The organism is Brumimicrobium sp. (assembly GCA_023957385.1).
Classification (GTDB): Bacteria; Bacteroidota; Bacteroidia; order Flavobacteriales_D; family Crocinitomicaceae; genus Brumimicrobium.
On sequence record JAMLGZ010000001.1, the window covers coordinates 354,183 to 369,787 of the forward strand.

Annotated in this window: 14 protein-coding genes; 9 read left to right on the forward strand and 5 right to left on the reverse strand. The window is 33.8% G+C overall.

The window, feature by feature from the left end:
- The first annotated feature begins 69 nt into the window (after positions 1-69).
- From rseP to M9897_01570, 3 genes are all read left to right on the forward strand, one after another.
- Complete coding sequence (gene rseP / locus M9897_01560; GenBank protein ID MCO5267564.1) at positions 70-1,401, forward strand: RIP metalloprotease RseP; 1,332 nt, start codon at positions 70-72, stop codon at positions 1,399-1,401.
- Positions 1,402-1,512: 111 nt separating this feature from the next.
- Positions 1,513-2,172, forward strand: a complete 660-nt coding sequence (locus M9897_01565) for a hypothetical protein (GenBank protein MCO5267565.1) — start codon at positions 1,513-1,515, stop codon at positions 2,170-2,172.
- 15 nt (positions 2,173-2,187) lie between these two features.
- Positions 2,188-2,862, forward strand: a complete 675-nt coding sequence (locus M9897_01570; GenBank protein ID MCO5267566.1) for a GLPGLI family protein — start codon at positions 2,188-2,190, stop codon at positions 2,860-2,862.
- Between the two features lie 51 nt (positions 2,863-2,913).
- Here the strand turns inward: M9897_01570 and M9897_01575 are convergent, their stop codons facing one another.
- Positions 2,914-3,573 (reverse strand): hypothetical protein, encoded by a 660-nt coding sequence (locus M9897_01575; protein MCO5267567.1) that lies wholly within the window; start codon positions 3,571-3,573, stop codon positions 2,914-2,916.
- Positions 3,525-4,763, reverse strand: coding sequence for a DEAD/DEAH box helicase (locus M9897_01580; protein ID MCO5267568.1), 1,239 nt, complete (start codon positions 4,761-4,763; stop codon positions 3,525-3,527). The genes M9897_01575 and M9897_01580 overlap by 49 nt, the downstream gene beginning before the upstream one ends.
- A 351-nt stretch (positions 4,764-5,114) precedes the next feature.
- Between M9897_01580 and M9897_01585 the strand changes: the two genes are divergently transcribed.
- The 4 genes from M9897_01585 (at position 5,115) to M9897_01600 (ending at position 10,029) form a co-directional block, all read left to right on the forward strand.
- Complete coding sequence (locus M9897_01585; protein MCO5267569.1) at positions 5,115-7,436, forward strand: T9SS type A sorting domain-containing protein; 2,322 nt, start codon at positions 5,115-5,117, stop codon at positions 7,434-7,436.
- A 2-nt stretch (positions 7,437-7,438) separates the two neighbouring features.
- Complete coding sequence (gene recO, locus M9897_01590) at positions 7,439-8,146, forward strand: DNA repair protein RecO (protein MCO5267570.1); 708 nt, start codon at positions 7,439-7,441, stop codon at positions 8,144-8,146.
- Positions 8,147-8,242: 96 nt separating this feature from the next.
- Positions 8,243-9,253 (forward strand): NAD(P)/FAD-dependent oxidoreductase, encoded by a 1,011-nt coding sequence (locus M9897_01595; protein ID MCO5267571.1) that lies wholly within the window; start codon positions 8,243-8,245, stop codon positions 9,251-9,253.
- 8 nt (positions 9,254-9,261) lie between these two features.
- Positions 9,262-10,029, forward strand: a complete 768-nt coding sequence (locus M9897_01600; GenBank protein ID MCO5267572.1) for an exodeoxyribonuclease III — start codon at positions 9,262-9,264, stop codon at positions 10,027-10,029.
- Here M9897_01600 and M9897_01605 read toward each other — a convergent pair.
- The gene (locus M9897_01605) at positions 10,026-11,714 is read right to left on the reverse strand and encodes a hypothetical protein (GenBank protein MCO5267573.1); all 1,689 of its coding nucleotides are present in this window, start codon (positions 11,712-11,714) and stop codon (positions 10,026-10,028) included. The two genes, M9897_01600 and M9897_01605, sit on opposite strands and share 4 nt — an antisense overlap.
- 131 nt (positions 11,715-11,845) lie before the next feature.
- Between M9897_01605 and M9897_01610 the strand changes: the two genes are divergently transcribed.
- Entirely contained in the window at positions 11,846-11,986 is a 141-nt protein-coding gene (locus M9897_01610; protein ID MCO5267574.1) for a hypothetical protein, read from the forward strand.
- 55 nt (positions 11,987-12,041) lie between these two features.
- Here the strand turns inward: M9897_01610 and M9897_01615 are convergent, their stop codons facing one another.
- The gene (locus M9897_01615) at positions 12,042-12,710 is read right to left on the reverse strand and encodes an SCO family protein (protein MCO5267575.1); all 669 of its coding nucleotides are present in this window, start codon (positions 12,708-12,710) and stop codon (positions 12,042-12,044) included.
- A gap of 120 nt (positions 12,711-12,830) precedes the next feature.
- A complete protein-coding gene (locus M9897_01620) occupies positions 12,831-13,634 on the reverse strand; it encodes a hypothetical protein (GenBank protein MCO5267576.1) in 804 nt (267 codons plus the stop codon).
- Between the two features lie 171 nt (positions 13,635-13,805).
- On the opposite strand from M9897_01620, the gene M9897_01625 reads away from it, so the two are divergent.
- Complete coding sequence (locus M9897_01625) at positions 13,806-15,578, forward strand: ABC transporter substrate-binding protein (GenBank protein MCO5267577.1); 1,773 nt, start codon at positions 13,806-13,808, stop codon at positions 15,576-15,578.
- The last annotated feature ends 27 nt before the right edge of the window (positions 15,579-15,605 follow it).

A 15,605-nucleotide genomic window follows, 5' to 3' on the forward strand; every position in this document is an offset into this window, starting at 1 on the left:
GGTGATTCAATTAGAATACTATAATGTTGAGTGAATTATTCTCATATTTGTAAACTTAATTAATAAACTATGGATTTTTGGATTAAAGCAGCACAACTGATTCTGTCACTAGCAATTCTTATTGTTTTACATGAATTTGGACATTTTATAGCAGCTCGTGCATTTAAGATACGTGTGGAAAAATTCTATTTATTCTTTGACCCTTGGTTTTCTATTTTTAAAAAGAAAATTGGTGATACAGAATGGGGTATTGGTTGGCTGCCTTTAGGTGGGTATGTGAAAATTGCCGGGATGATTGATGAATCCATGGATAAAGAACAAATGAAACAACCGCCAAAGGAAGATGAATTTCGTTCTAAACCAGCTTGGCAACGTTTGATTGTTATGATAGGTGGGGTTACCGTTAACGTTATCCTAGGCTTCCTGATTTATATTGTTGTAGTGGCTGCTTGGGGTGATAATGTGGTAAGCAATCAAACGCTAAAATATGGCATAGCTGTAGATGAGAATTTTAAAAAATTAAATACGGGCATTGAAGATGGTGATTTAATTACAAAAGTAGATGGACAGGAGGTTGAAAATTTTAATTTAATCAATCTACAAATCTTCCTTCGTGGCGCTCGTACTTTAGAAGTTGAAAAACCTTCTGGAGAAAAGCAAACTATCCAATTAGAAAAAGGCATTAATAAATGGATGTGGGAACACGACGCTATTATGGCATTCAATCCTCGTTTTCCTATTGTTGTTGATTCTGTAATGGAAAATAGAGATGTATTTAAGAAGGGATTGCGTAAGGGAGATAGTATTGTGTCATTAAATGGTATTGAAACGCCTTTCTTTAACAACCTAAAAGCCCAACTTAATAAACTAAAAGAAGATACTGCAAATGTAACTATCGGATTTTACCGCAATGGAGAATATCAAGAGCTAGAAACTTATGCTGATGTAAATAAAACGATCGGTTTTCAACCTGCTAATCCAGAGTGGCTGGTTCCTACTCATCGTGACTTCTCTTTTGGAGAAGCTATTCCTTTGGGATTTGAAAAGGCTATTTGGACTATGCGTGATTATGCAGCACAACTCCCTCTAATATTTACATCTAAAGGGGCAAAAAATGTTGGTGGATTTGGAGCTATTGGAAATTTATTCCCTTCTACCTGGGATTGGCATGTTTTTTGGGCAAATACAGCGTTTATTTCATTAGTATTAGCGATTATGAATATTTTACCAATCCCTGCGCTTGATGGTGGACATATTGTCTTCTTGTTGTATGAAATGATAACAGGAAAGGAAGCTCCTCAGAAAGTACTAGAATATGCACAATTAGTTGGTTTTGTTTTATTACTCGCTCTTTTTGTGTATGCCAATGGAAATGATCTCTATCGTTTCTTGTTTAAGTAGCGCCTTTTGAATGTAACACATGCTGTTTATCCTAAGATAATTGCGATTTATCCTATTATTGAGAGTAACAGTAAACTGAAATTGTAAATTTGATTAAATAAAAAATAAAAAATGAGAAAGATTACATTAATTACCGCTTTAATATTGTCTGTTAATTTTGTATTTGGACAAAATTTTACAGTTAAATATGACTTAAAAATGAAGTCAAGCAACCCACAAGTACAAGCTCAATTAGGAATGATGGAAGGTTCCAAATTAGCTATATATACCAAAGGAACTCAATCCAGAACGGAATCTAACATGGGTGCTTTTATTACAACAATCAATGTCATTGATGCAAAAAAGAAAAAGGGAATTCTACTTATGGATGGCATGATGGGTAAGATTGCTTCACCGTATGATTTGAATCAAGCTGATGATGAAAATGACATTAACAAGGCTGAAATCCAATTTGTAGATGAGACAAAAGAAATCTTGGGATATAAGTGTAAGAAAGCTATTATGAGTATGGGGGAAGAAGCAGAATTTACATACTGGTACACAGAAGATATTAAAATAAGTCCAGAAGCTATGGGAAAATATGTTAGCAATAAAATACCTGGACTTCCATTGGAATATACCATAGAACAAGAACAAGTAACGTTAAATTTTGTGGCAACTTCTGTTGAAAATTCATTGAAAGAAACAAAAGGAATGTTTGATGTAAGTGTTCCAAAAGGATATACTGTTAAAACTATGGAGGAAATTTCTAAAATGGGAGGCGGCCTCTAAAATGAATATTGAATTATGAAATCACTATTATTATCTCTGAGTGTTCTATTATCTATTGGGTTGAACGCTCAAATTACCAAAGGACAGATTAGTTACGATGTAGATTACTCCTCTGATAGCCCTGAAGCTGCTCAATACATGGAGCGTTTACAAAACAGCTCTTTAGATATTTATTTTACAGACGGAATTTTAGCTAGTAATTCTGTGATGGGAGAGTTTATGACTTTGAAAAGTGTAAGCGTCCAAAGTCTGGATTCAACCTTTATATTTATGGATGGAATGATGGGGAAAATAGCCATGCGTTTATCTAATAAAGAGAATCAGGATGATAGAAACAGCCAAAGTTTAGTGGCAGATGATGCTAAAGTTGAGTTAATAGATGAAACTAAGAAGATTGCTGGATACGATTGTAAGAAAGCTATAATTACTCAAAAGGATGGAGAAACTTCTGAAGTTTGGTACACAACTGCTATCTTACCTTCTTATAGAGGGGGCACTTACTTTTCAGATAAAATTCCGGGAGCAACTATGGCAATTACTGCTAAAATGAATGGAATGGATGTGAAAATTTCTGCCTATAGCGTAAAAACTAAATTTAAGAAAGAAGAAGAAATATTTAGTACGGCTACTCCAAAGGGGTATAAAGTAATGACTCCTGAAGATATGAAGAAGATGCGAGGAGGCAGATAGTTTATTGAAATATTCTAAAAGCACGGGATTCCCGTGCTTTTTTTATGCTTTCTAGTCTGCCAGACGTATTGATGTTTCAAAGCGCATCTTAACATTTCCTTTTCCTTTGATTGTTGAATTTTCTGTGTCTGAAAATTCTCCTTTTACTGAAAATTCAATTATACCTCCTTGCGGATTAAAATCTATAATTTGTACATTTCCTTTGGTGAGTGTGTATGTTTTCTCCCCTAGTCTAACAATCATCTTTACACCCTTTTTTGCATTCTGCTCGGGATCTGCTGCATAATCTCCTTTATAGTGAGTAAGAATTGTTGTATTGTTTTTGAAATAGACTTGAATTTCTTCACCTTCAGTCCCTTTAATTAGAGTATTGATAGTGCTGGAGTTAAAACTTAAAGCATTTAATTTCCCTTCAAATAGCGTAATGTCGATGATTTCTTGGTCAAGAGTTAGCTTTACTTCTCCTAAATGCAGAAACTCGGAACTGTTTCCTTTCTTTTTTATCTTCTTCTCTGCGTCATCTTTCACGCGAATATATTCACCATTCCATTTTCCTTTGGGAAGACTATCATACGTAAGAACATCAGTAGATTGTTTGTTTTTGTTTGTTTCGTTCTTACAAGATGGAAAAAATAGTGTTATGGATGCAATAATCACCCATACTATTTGCCAGTCTCGCCTCCTTTTGAAAAATGTTTGTTCTTGTTCCATTTTTTCTTTCCGTAAAATTTTTTGTTTTTTGTTTTCTCTTTTACCTCCCAGATGGGTGCCTCTCCTAATTCTACAGGCAAGGGGGTAACCGGAATCTCCATTTCAATTAATTTTTGAATACGCGCTAGACGCGCCATGTCCTTCGGATTAATTAATGAAATAGCTTCTCCTTTTGTATTAGCTCTTGCTGTTCTACCCACTCGATGCACATACTCTTCTGCATCCCCAGGCACATCATAATTAATCACCAAATCAATATCCTGAATATCAATTCCTCTACTCATCACATCTGTAGCTACTAGCACAGGAACCCTTCCTGAACGGAATCCCCGCAATACTTCTTCTCTTTCTTCTTGCTCTAGATTAGACGAAATTCCCTTCGTAGAGGGTTGGATGGTACGCATAAATCGAGTGATTTCAACAACTTTATCTTTGGTTGAAGTAAAAATAATAATCTTCTGGTAATGTTTGCGTTCGTTTAGAATATGTTCTAGTGTTTTATTCTTTTGTTCATCAAAACATAAATAAACAGATTGTTTTACCCCTTCGGCCGGTTTTGAAAGAGATAAATTAATCTCGATAGGATCTGTCAATAAATTTTTAGCTAATTTTCTTATTTCAGGAGCCATCGTGGCGCTAAATAGAAGCGTTTGTCTATTCTTAGGTAATTTATTAATGATTGTTGTTAAATCATCAATAAACCCCATGTCCAACATACGGTCTGCTTCATCTAAGACAAGATGTTTGAGTGATGAAAAATCCACATAACCAAGTTTTAAATGGGAGATTAATTTACCTGGAGTTGCTACAATAATATTTGTTCCTCCCACGAGCGCATCTTTTTGTATCTGCCAATCTTTTCCATCTCCCCCACCATAAATTACAGTAGAGCTTACTGATACAAAGTAAGCTAATCCTTGTATTTGTTGCTCAATCTGTATTGCTAATTCCCGTGTGGGAACTATAATTAGCGTATTGATATCATCTGTAGGATTTTGAGATAAGTAATTCAATATTGGAAGTACAAAGGCTACTGTCTTCCCAGTTCCTGTTTGTGCACAACCGATTATATCTTTTCCTGCCAAAATCTCCGGAATGGCATATTCTTGAATAGGAGTTAATTCTTTATATCCCATATAATCAATGGCATTGAGTAACTCCGATTCTAAATGTAATTGGGTAAATTCCATACTACAAAAGTAATGATATTTGTGTGAAAGTTAGAATGCATTGTATTTATTGCTTACTCGTTGAATATTTAGAATAAAATACATATTATAATCTTAAACTCCGACACTCCTTCGTCTATCGGGGTGACAATACATTGAGAGAATAAGGCGGTCGGCTTTGCCGACCGAAAGTAGCCCTATACTATTGTCACCCCGAGAACCTTGGTTGCTCGGGGTCTATTTGTAAATTATTCCTATTTTTTATATCTTCAAAAATTCAATACAATTCATATACAGTAGAAGTTATTGCTTATTTAGATTTATCTATCCAAAAAATAAAATAACTTTGACACTTGAACGTTTACGTTGAACATGAAAGGATTAATATTATTTTATTTCGTTTTATTGATTTTCTCTACTGTGACTTCCCAAGTGGAAATGGAAAAATGGAGAATGCATGTATCACCTAATGTGGCTGAGGATGTGGTATATGCCGACGGCTCTGTTTTTGCTATATTAGGGAATGCTTTATTAGAATATGATATTGAAAAAGAAGAGCAATCTTTATGGGCATATACTAATTTCTTATCGGATGTATCTCCTTCATCTATAGCGTATGATAAGAAGACAAAAACAGTTATAATTGGCTACGAGAATGGAAATCTTGACTTGCTAAAAAGTAATCGAATTTATAATATTCCTGCAATTAAATTAGCTAATACGAATGGTGTTAAACGTATAAATAAGATTACAACAAGAAATGGATTAGCATATCTATCAACTGGGGTTGGAATCGTTGTAATTGATTTGCAAAAAAAAGAAGTAAAAGACACGTACCATCCTTCGAATGAGAATTTAGATTTTCTGGATATTGCTTTTTATAATGATAGTATTTATGCGATAGATAAAAATGGAGTGTATGTAGGAAAAATTTCTTCTCCATTTTTGATGGATCCTTCTCAATGGAAAAAGAAAAATACTATTCCAAGTTACGCACCTAAGGGTAAATATACCAATATAGAAGCCTTTGGAGATGATTTATTCCTATTGTTTTATTCCGACTCTGTTTATTTCGGCGATACTCTCTATAAGATAAATTCAGGCAACTTAGAGATTTTTGAGACTAACGAGCTAATTCGCAATATCCAATCAGATGATGGTTTTTTCCTTGTTTCTCATTATGATAATCTTAAAATATATGATGGAGATTATAATCAAGTAGAAAAAATATTTCAATCAAAAGAAGGTAATCACGTTTATCCAAATGGCGCTTGTTCATCGAATAACGGATTTTATATTGCGGATAGTGACGAGGGTCTATTTTGGGTGAAAGATAATTACAATAATAAATACATTAATTTCCAAGGTCCTAGGCATAATTCAGTGTATCGTGTGAAATGGACAAAGGATAAATTGTCTATTGCTTGTGGGGGTATTGGGGGTTCAGGTCCTTTATTCAGTAAAGATGGAGGTAGTGTAATGGAAAATGAGCAATGGATTTCAACTGAAGTATTTAAACAGCCTATGTTAAATAATACCCATACATGGGATTTTATTTCAACAGCAATTAACCCTACAAATAAGGATATTGTGGCTTATGGAACAAACTCTGGAGTTCCATTAATTATTACGGATAAAGGAAAAGTGGTAGATACTTTTGGTTTTTATAACAGCCTTATTGAAGAAACGGGGAATATAGGATGGGGAAATATTGCGGATATGAGTTACGATGATAATGGAAATTTATGGGTATTAAATGGATATTCTATTAAACCTATTAAGGTTATGACGAGTAATGGTACTTGGTACGACTATAATATAGGAAGTAATGTAAATAATAGAGTGGCATTACGTTTCTTAATAGATAGGAACGGTATTAAATGGGCTAGTTTTAAAGAACTCGGATTGGTAGCTTTTGATGATAATGGTACATTAAGCAATTCGGGGGATGATCATTATAGATTATTTACTACGGGCGTTAATGATGGAGCTTTACCTTCCTTTAATGTATACGCCATAGCTTCCGATTTTGATAATAATATTTGGATAGGAACGGAAGAAGGAATGCGTGTTTTGTATAATACGGAGAATATCTTTACGGCTTCTCCTGGACAATATAATTTCCAGAAATTGCTAATTGAGTATGGAGAAAATGTTGAAATTGTTTTGGGAACCACCCATATAACCGCAATTGCCATAGATGGAGCTAATAGAAAATGGATAGGTACAGCTACTTCAGGTGTATTCCTTCTTTCTCCGGATGGGTTATCCATAGAAAGAAAATTCACTACTGAGAACAGCCCCTTACTCAGTAACTCAATTATGGATATTACCATAAACCAAACAACAGGAGAGGTGTTTTTTGTAACTGAAAAAGGACTTGTGTCTTATCGTTCAGATGCCTCCCAAGGGGATGATGAATTCTCAAATGTCAAAATTTTCCCAAACCCTGTATATCCTAATTTTGATGGGGTTATAACCATTCAAGGTGTAGCATATAATTCTGATGTAAAAATTACAGATGCTTCCGGCAAATTAGTATATCAAACACATTCTAATGGAGGAACTGCCACTTGGAATGGTAAAACGATGGATGGTAAACCTGTTTCTACAGGTGTATATCTTATCTGGTCAAGTATTGATAGTGATGAATATAAAGGAAGACATGTAGGTAAGATTCTAATAATTAATTAATCATGAAGCAAATCCAACATGGGATATTACTTAAAAAAATTAATTATAGTGAATCCAGTCTAATACTCCATTTCTTTACATTAGAAGAAGGTTTTCAGGCAGGTATTTTTCAAGGAGGTAAAAAGAAGAAGGGAAATATACTTCAAGCTCTTAACATAGTTGAAATATCATTATCTAAAAGGGTAGATAGTGAATTGAATAAGATTCACGAAGTGAATTTGATATATACCCCACAATCTATACCCTACCATCCTATTAAAAGTGGGTTAGCTTTTTTTATGACAGAAGTATTGGCTCAGGTTCTATCAAGAAGCGAAAAAGATGTGACTTTATTTGAATTTCTCGAAAAAGAAATACAATGGATTGATTTATCAGATGAATTAACGAATTATCCGTTATGGTGGATGATCAAGTTGATTGAAAAATTAGGACTGGGGATACAGACAGAAGAGCATGGAGATACTTATTTTGATTTGTTGGACGGTACTATCTTAAAATATAAACCAAACTCTCATCAATATATTCAAGATACGACAATTCCTCTTCTATCGGAATTAGTTAGCTTAGACAAAAACACCTGTATGGCCAAGGTAATTCAAAAAACAGATAGAAGGGTTTTGTTAGAGCATCTTATTCTGTATTATAAGACACATATACAAGGATTTAAAACTCCGCATACAATACAAATTATGCAAACTATATTTGAATAGATAATGTAGCTTTTTGGTCATACTTTTACTGAAAACCTTTTTTCTTTTAAACTGTTAGCTAAAGAATAGTTAACTTTGCATCCCAAATGATTTGATATGATTCAAACTGATATAATTATAATTGGAGCAGGTCCTGTTGGACTTTTTACAATATTTGAGGCGGGACTTTTGAAATTACATTGCCATCTGATTGATTCTTTACCTGTACCAGGTGGACAATGTGCAGAAATTTATCCTAAAAAACCAATTTACGATATACCTGGATTCCCTTCTGTTTTAGCGGGAGACTTAATTGATAATTTAATGGAACAGGCTGCACCTTTTAAGCCTGGATTTACCTTAGGTGAGGCAGCGGTGAAGATTGATAAAGCAGAGGATGATATGTTTATTGTCACAACGAATAAAGGTACTCAACACATGGCACCTGTCGTTATCGTTGCAGGAGGATTGGGAGTTTTTGAACCTCGAAAACCACCTATTTCCTCTCTTGAACAATATGAAGATAGAGGGGTAGAATATATCATTAAGGAACCTGAATTATATCGTGCAAAGGAATGCGTGATTGCTGGAGGAGGGGACTCGGCTTTAGATTGGGCTATTTATTTAGCGGATAGAAAAATTGCTTCGAAAGTCACTTTGGTACATAGAAGAGATTCTTTCCGAGGCCACTTAGACTCTGTTCAAAAGGTGATGGATTTAGCTGCTGCGGGAAAGATTAATCTACTTACGAATAGCGAGGTAATAGATATTCAAGGAGATGGAAAAGTAGAGAGTGTAACTGTTAAGCACGATACTGAAGGAGAGTTTATTTACAAGACGGATCATTTTATTCCGTTATTTGGATTAAAACCTTCATTAGGACCTATTGCTGAATGGGGCTTGGAGATTGAGAATAACGCAATTAAGGTAGATACACGTGACTACTCAACTAATATTCCTGGAATATTTGCTGTGGGTGATATCAATACTTATGAGGGAAAATTAAAATTAATCTTATGCGGTTTTCATGAAGGTACGCTTGCTGTTCAATCGGCTTTTGCACGTATTCACCCAGAAAAGAAAAATGTATTAAAATATACAACTGTAAACGGAGTTCAAGGTTTTTAAAATAGCACATGGCAAAACTAATTTCATTTAATGTTAACGGAATCCGAGCAATCATTGAGAAGGATTTTATAAAGGATATGCGAAATCTCAACCCTGATGTCTTATGTCTGCAAGAAACAAAAGCCCAAGAAGATCAGGTAAATGTAGCTCTTAGAGATTTTTCTGATTATCATATTGTTTCCAATTCTGCGGTAAAGAAAGGGTATTCAGGGACGGCTATTCTGAGTAAAGAAAAACCTATCAATGTGATTTATGATATTGGGGTTGAAGAACACGATCAAGAAGGGCGTGTTATTAGTGCTGAATTTACGAATTATTATGTAGTGGTTGTGTATGTTCCAAATTCTGGGGATGAATTAAAACGCTTGGAATATAGAGGAACATGGGATCAGGCATTTTTGGCACATCTTAAAAAATTAGAAGCCCATAAACCGGTGATTGTTTGTGGAGATTTTAATGTGGCGCATAAAGCAGTTGATTTAGCTAGGCCAAAGGATAATTACAACAAACATGCAGGTTTTACCCAAAAGGAAATTGATGGAATGGATGCCTTCATTCAAAATGGATTGGTAGATACATTTCGCCACTTTTATCCAGATACGGTGAAATACTCATGGTGGAGTTACAGAGGTGGAGCTAGAGCAAGGAACGTGGGCTGGAGAATTGATTATTTTCTAGTGAGTGAATCTTTATTAAACAGAGTCACAAAGGCTGAGATTTTAAATGAGATTCATGGCTCTGACCATTGTCCCGTTTTACTAGAAATTAAGGATTAAAAATACGCAATATATCCGAAGTGTATTTTACTGTCACGTATCTGAATAGGATTGTTTTGTTGACTTCCTAAAGCGTATGAGATTGAGAAAATCCCTATTTTTGTTCCAAAACTATATCCCAAACCAAATCCATAAGGGTGATCATTGCGATATTCCACAGCTGTATTTTCATAGAAAGTTTGATCAAAAAATGCAAATGCATGAGAATTCTTATCCACTAAGAAACGATATTCTATACTAAAAACAGAGAGTGTGGTCGCCAGTAAGCTCTCTTCACTAAATCCACGTTGTGTGTTGAGTCCCCCAAATCGATATAATTCATTTTTGAATATATTCGGGGCGTAATACGTTTGCGTTGTATTAGATAGTCTAATTATGTGTCTTTTAACTAGGGGAATAAATACGGAAATATCTAACCTCCCTTTAAATGTTGTGGATGTTAGTGTGGTATCTTTCCCTGCTTCATTACTTTTACGTATTCCTGCAGAAGATTCAACTTCTATGAGTAAACCTTTACTTGGATTCTGGATATAATCTACTTTATTATAAAAGAATGAGATTCCATAGTTGTTACTCTTTACGGTGGAAAATTCACCTGTTGTAGAAGATGAGGTTCCTTGTAATAAGTTGGAATTATCTAATTCATAAAACACTTTAAGATAAGAACCTCCCAACAAGAAGTATTGCATACCCGCATGAAAGTTAAGAGTTAGGTAACTCGAGTCGCGTTTGTATAAATTGAATTTTGTATCAATTCCAAATGGAGTATTAAACATGAAAGGATAATTCAGGCGAAGCTTTAATTCCTGTGTTTGTGGCTGGTAACTTCTCCAGTTTATATCTAATAATTCCCCTCTTTTTAATAGATTTTGTAATTTAAGACGAACATCTCCTGTCACAGTTGTCTTCTTTGTAGTAGGGTCTGGTTGTATACCTATAATACCATTAATTAAGCTAACAGGATTGTTTTTTAGATATACATATAATTCAGCACCTTCTGGTTTAAAAAGAATTTCGGCTGGCTTTATTTCTTTGATAAATTGTACTTGTTCTATCCTTCTACTAATCCCCCGAATTAAATCTGAATTATATGGATGTCCTTCTTTGATGGATATAATATTTTGAACAAATTTCTTATTTATTTTCTGATCACCTTTGACAAAAATTTGTGTAATCTTCACCAAAGGTCCCTTCTCAATAATTAGTTGTGCATGGGAACCTTTTATTTGTAAACTATCTATTTTCAAAAATACTTTAGAAAATGGATAACCCGTGTTATTCAGATATGAACTGATATTTTTAAGCATACTCTGCACTAAACGAGGACTAAATGGGAAGTCACCCATAATTTTCTCATTAATCGAAGGAGTTTTTTTAATGATGTACTCATCTTCCTTTTTAATATTTATGTGGATATTTTCGAATTTCTCACCTTTGTAAAGCTGAACATAAGCCGTATCGTTTTTCCAATTAAGACTATCTATTGAGGCTAACACAAATCCTTTCTTTATTAACTTAAACTGGCGTTGTTGCAGGAAAGTTTCTACTTCTTTCTTTGTTTTAAAAGTGTAAAAGTCTTTCTTAAATTGGAATTCTTTTGCTTGGTGGATACTTAAAAAATATGTTTGTTGACTCCATAATGTAATGGAACTTAAAAGACTTAATATCAACAATATTCTTATCATTCGGCAATATCTAACGAGTTCTTTCGTTGATTATTTTTAAAATAGTTATCGAATATATTAGATTTTTTTTCGTTTTCCGATGATTTTCTATATATTTGCCCTTTAACAATAACAATTAAACAAATAAAACTATGAAGAATATCTTGCCTATAATCTTTATTGGAGCGTTAGTTTTAGCAATCGCTTCTTCATGTGGTTCTTCTAGAGCTAGTTGTGATGCATACGGTAATGTTAATACACCAACTCAGCAATCAGATTTAGCTAGTAAATAATAGCTTGAACCTTACTAATAAAGAATTAAAGGTAGAAACCAAGAATGGTTAATACCTATTTTTCTTTTAATAATAAATCTATATCATCCATGAGTGTATTCACTTCTTGTGGATTAGTCCCATCATAATATCCTCTTATCTGTAGCGCACGATCGACTAATACGAAGTTATTTGTATGTATAAAATCTGAGTTAGCATCACCTAGATTGCGGGCCTCAGCAGGCTTCAGTACAAAGAATGAATTTCTGGCCAATTGGTATAATTCTTCCTTTTTTCCAGTTAAGAAATGCCATTGCCCCTTTTGTGCTTGGTGCTTTTCTGCGTAAGCTTTCAGAGTTTCAACGGTATCTATATCGGGGTCAACCGTAAAACTTAATATCTTAACTTCATCATTTCCTCTAAATCGACTTTGTACCCGCATCATTTCATCTGTCATAATGGGGCAGATAGTTTGGCAGGTAGTAAAGAAATATTCAGCAATAAATATTTTTCCTTTTACATCTTGAAGGGATACTTTTTGATTGTATTGATTTCTAAATTCAAATTCACCTATTCTGTGGCCTAATCCCTGATTCATTATTTCGGGATTTACCATTTCAGAGTTTACATCGACAGGTTGAATGATGGGTAATTCTTTCTCTCCTAAATTGCTCTTAATCATAGAATAAGCAATTATTATTCCTACAATCACAATACATATAGAGATTAATGTTCCTTTTCTCATTTCTACTATTTACGAGCAAATATACCTATTTTATAAAGGAAATTAAAAAAAGAAAACATTTGCTAAACTAAATTAACAAATGTTATATAATTAAAATTGTTGGTAATCTTAAAGTAAACTTTATGATTTAATAAACTTCTCGTTTTGATTATCGAAGTTAATGTAATAAGCACCTTTTCTAAGGTTGTTACAATCTACTTTAGATCCAAATCCTTTCTTTACGATATTTCCGTATGCATCGTAGATTTCGTATTTAGTTTCTACAGATGATCCACTATTTTTTCCAGTAAATTTAATTTCACCTTTTACTTTTTTAGGATTCATTTCAACTTCTTCAATTTCACTCACAAAAGTTTTTTCAGGAGATTTACGTTTCTTTCCAGAATAATCTTTTTGTACAATTCTCACTTTATTTTCGCCAGAGTGAGGAGTGATTTTGTATTCGTATGAATTAGGTCCAGCTTCTCCAGTACCATCAATCTCTCCTGCGCTAACCCATTTGTTCCATCTATATTGTTCAATAGTAAAAGGCAATTGACCTTGTTCACCTGTTGTTGTCCATTTTACTAAACCATCCTTAGAAACTGACATATTAGTTACATCAAAAGTAGATCTAGGTAATAATACTTCTGGGTTTAAGATCTTTGGAGTACATCCGTCTCCATGCTCAATCACGATAAAAATAGCATCACCAATCTGTAAATTGAATAAAGAAAAGTCGATTTCAAATGCACTTCGGTTGATATTTCCAGGCATAATATTGTTGTTCACAGTCACTTTTGTAACGCAGAAACCAAATCCATCTTCACTCGAAGGGTTTTGAACATAAATATTTTTCCCCTGATAACTTCCTTCTATTGAAAGATTTGCAAATGAAAAGTTAGCAGTGCTAATGGCTATGATTAGATATATCAGTATTCTCATTTTTCTTATTTGATACTTTTTCAAGTGCAAGTATAATATCATTTTGTTAAATAAACAATTGATTTATATATTTTTTTTTGTTTAGACGATAAAAAAACACACTTTATCAGAAAAAAAAACGTTTTGGACTTGTTTAAAGAATAATTATTTATACTTTAGTTTCATAAATTTATGACCAAAAAACTTAGACATTTATCTAATCTCTACTCTATGAGCTGTATGCGTTACCTTTTATTGTTTACTCTTGGCTGTTTTTTATTCGCTTGTTCAGGGGGTGGACAAAAATTTAAATTTGAAGGGGGGACTTTCCATTATGCAATGGATAATGAACCTACAACCTTTCTCCCCCGGGATGTAACTGATTTATATTCAGCTACCTTACTAAGTCAGGTATATCAAGGATTAGTTGCATTTAATCCTCAAACTATGGAGCCTGAACCTTGTTTGGCGAAAAGTTGGACGGTATCTGAAGATCAAAAAACATTTCGTTTTGAGCTAAGGGATGATGTCTATTTTCATACCAACGAGTATTTTAAAAAACCTGTAAAACTAACTATGGATGATGTCGTGTATAGTGTTGAAGCTGCTTGTACTAAACGCGATGGGAAAGAAAGTTTTGCTTTCGCAACACTATACAAAGGGATGTTGAAGGGAGCAATAGAATTTTTTAATGGAGAAACAGAGCATATTTCGGGACTTAAAGTCAATGGAAACACAATCGAATTCGAACTTTTGGAATCTAGCCCTAATTTCGTCGATAAATTAGCTATGGTTAATGCTTCGATTGTTTCTAAAAAGGCTGCAGAAGAAGATTTAGAACTAGAGCCTATTGGTACAGGACCTTTTAAATTTGTTGGTTCGTTTGACAAAGATGGTCGTACCGAGATAGCTTTAGTACGCAATGAGAATTATTATGAGAAGGACAAAGATGGCAATAGACTTCCTTATTTGGATAGTGTGATTTTTTTAGTGGAGAGCAGAAAATTAATTCAATTAGAAATGTTTGAAGAAGGATCTATAGAATTGATTGATGGTCTTCCTCCTAGCCGAATATCTTCTCTTTTAGGTGAAGGTAAAATTCAAGAATTTAATAGCACCCCTCCCAATTTAATTTTGGATAGAAAACCTTTGCTTGGAACGCAATATTATTGTTTTAATATGCTCAAGAAAGAATTTAAAGATGTACGTGTACGTCAGGCAATTAACTATGCTATTAATCGTGATGAAATAGTTGAAAATATCTTAAATAATCAAGCGTATAGTACAGGAGACGGAGGGGTTGTTCCCCCTGCCGCTTTTAAAGGGTATAATGCGAAAGATGTTAAAGAACACGCATACACTTTCCAACCTGAGAAGGCAAAAAAATTACTAGCACAAGCTGGATATCCAGATGGTAAAGGATTCCCTACCATCAGCTTAAAATTTAATATTGGGACTCACCATAGTGCAGTTGCAGATGAAGTAGCTAAGCAGCTTAAGAAAGTGTTGAATATCAATGTGAATTTAGATGGTATCGAATTTAAGGAAATGTTGCAGGATCAATATTATTCTCGAGGTGACATTTTCCGAACTTCCTGGTATGCAGATTATTATAGCCCAGAAAGTTTTTTGTTAAATGCATACGGCAAAACGGTTCCTTTAGACCCATCAACTCCTTCAATTACTAATATATCTAGGTATCAAAATCCTAAATACGACGAACTTTTTGAAAAAGGCATGCAGGCAAATAGCATAGTAGATCGTTATAAATATTTTTCAGAAGCAGAGAGCGTTCTGATGGATGATTCTCCTTTTGTAATTCTTTGGTATGAAGAAACAATTAAGATAGTTTATTCAAAAGTCAGGAATCTGTATTTGAATAAAATGAATACCTATTCCTTTAAGAAAGTTTATTTTAAAGATTGGACAAAGGAAGAATGGGAAACAGAGAATGATTATAAATAAAATTTGTTTTCTTTGTTTTTGAAAAAC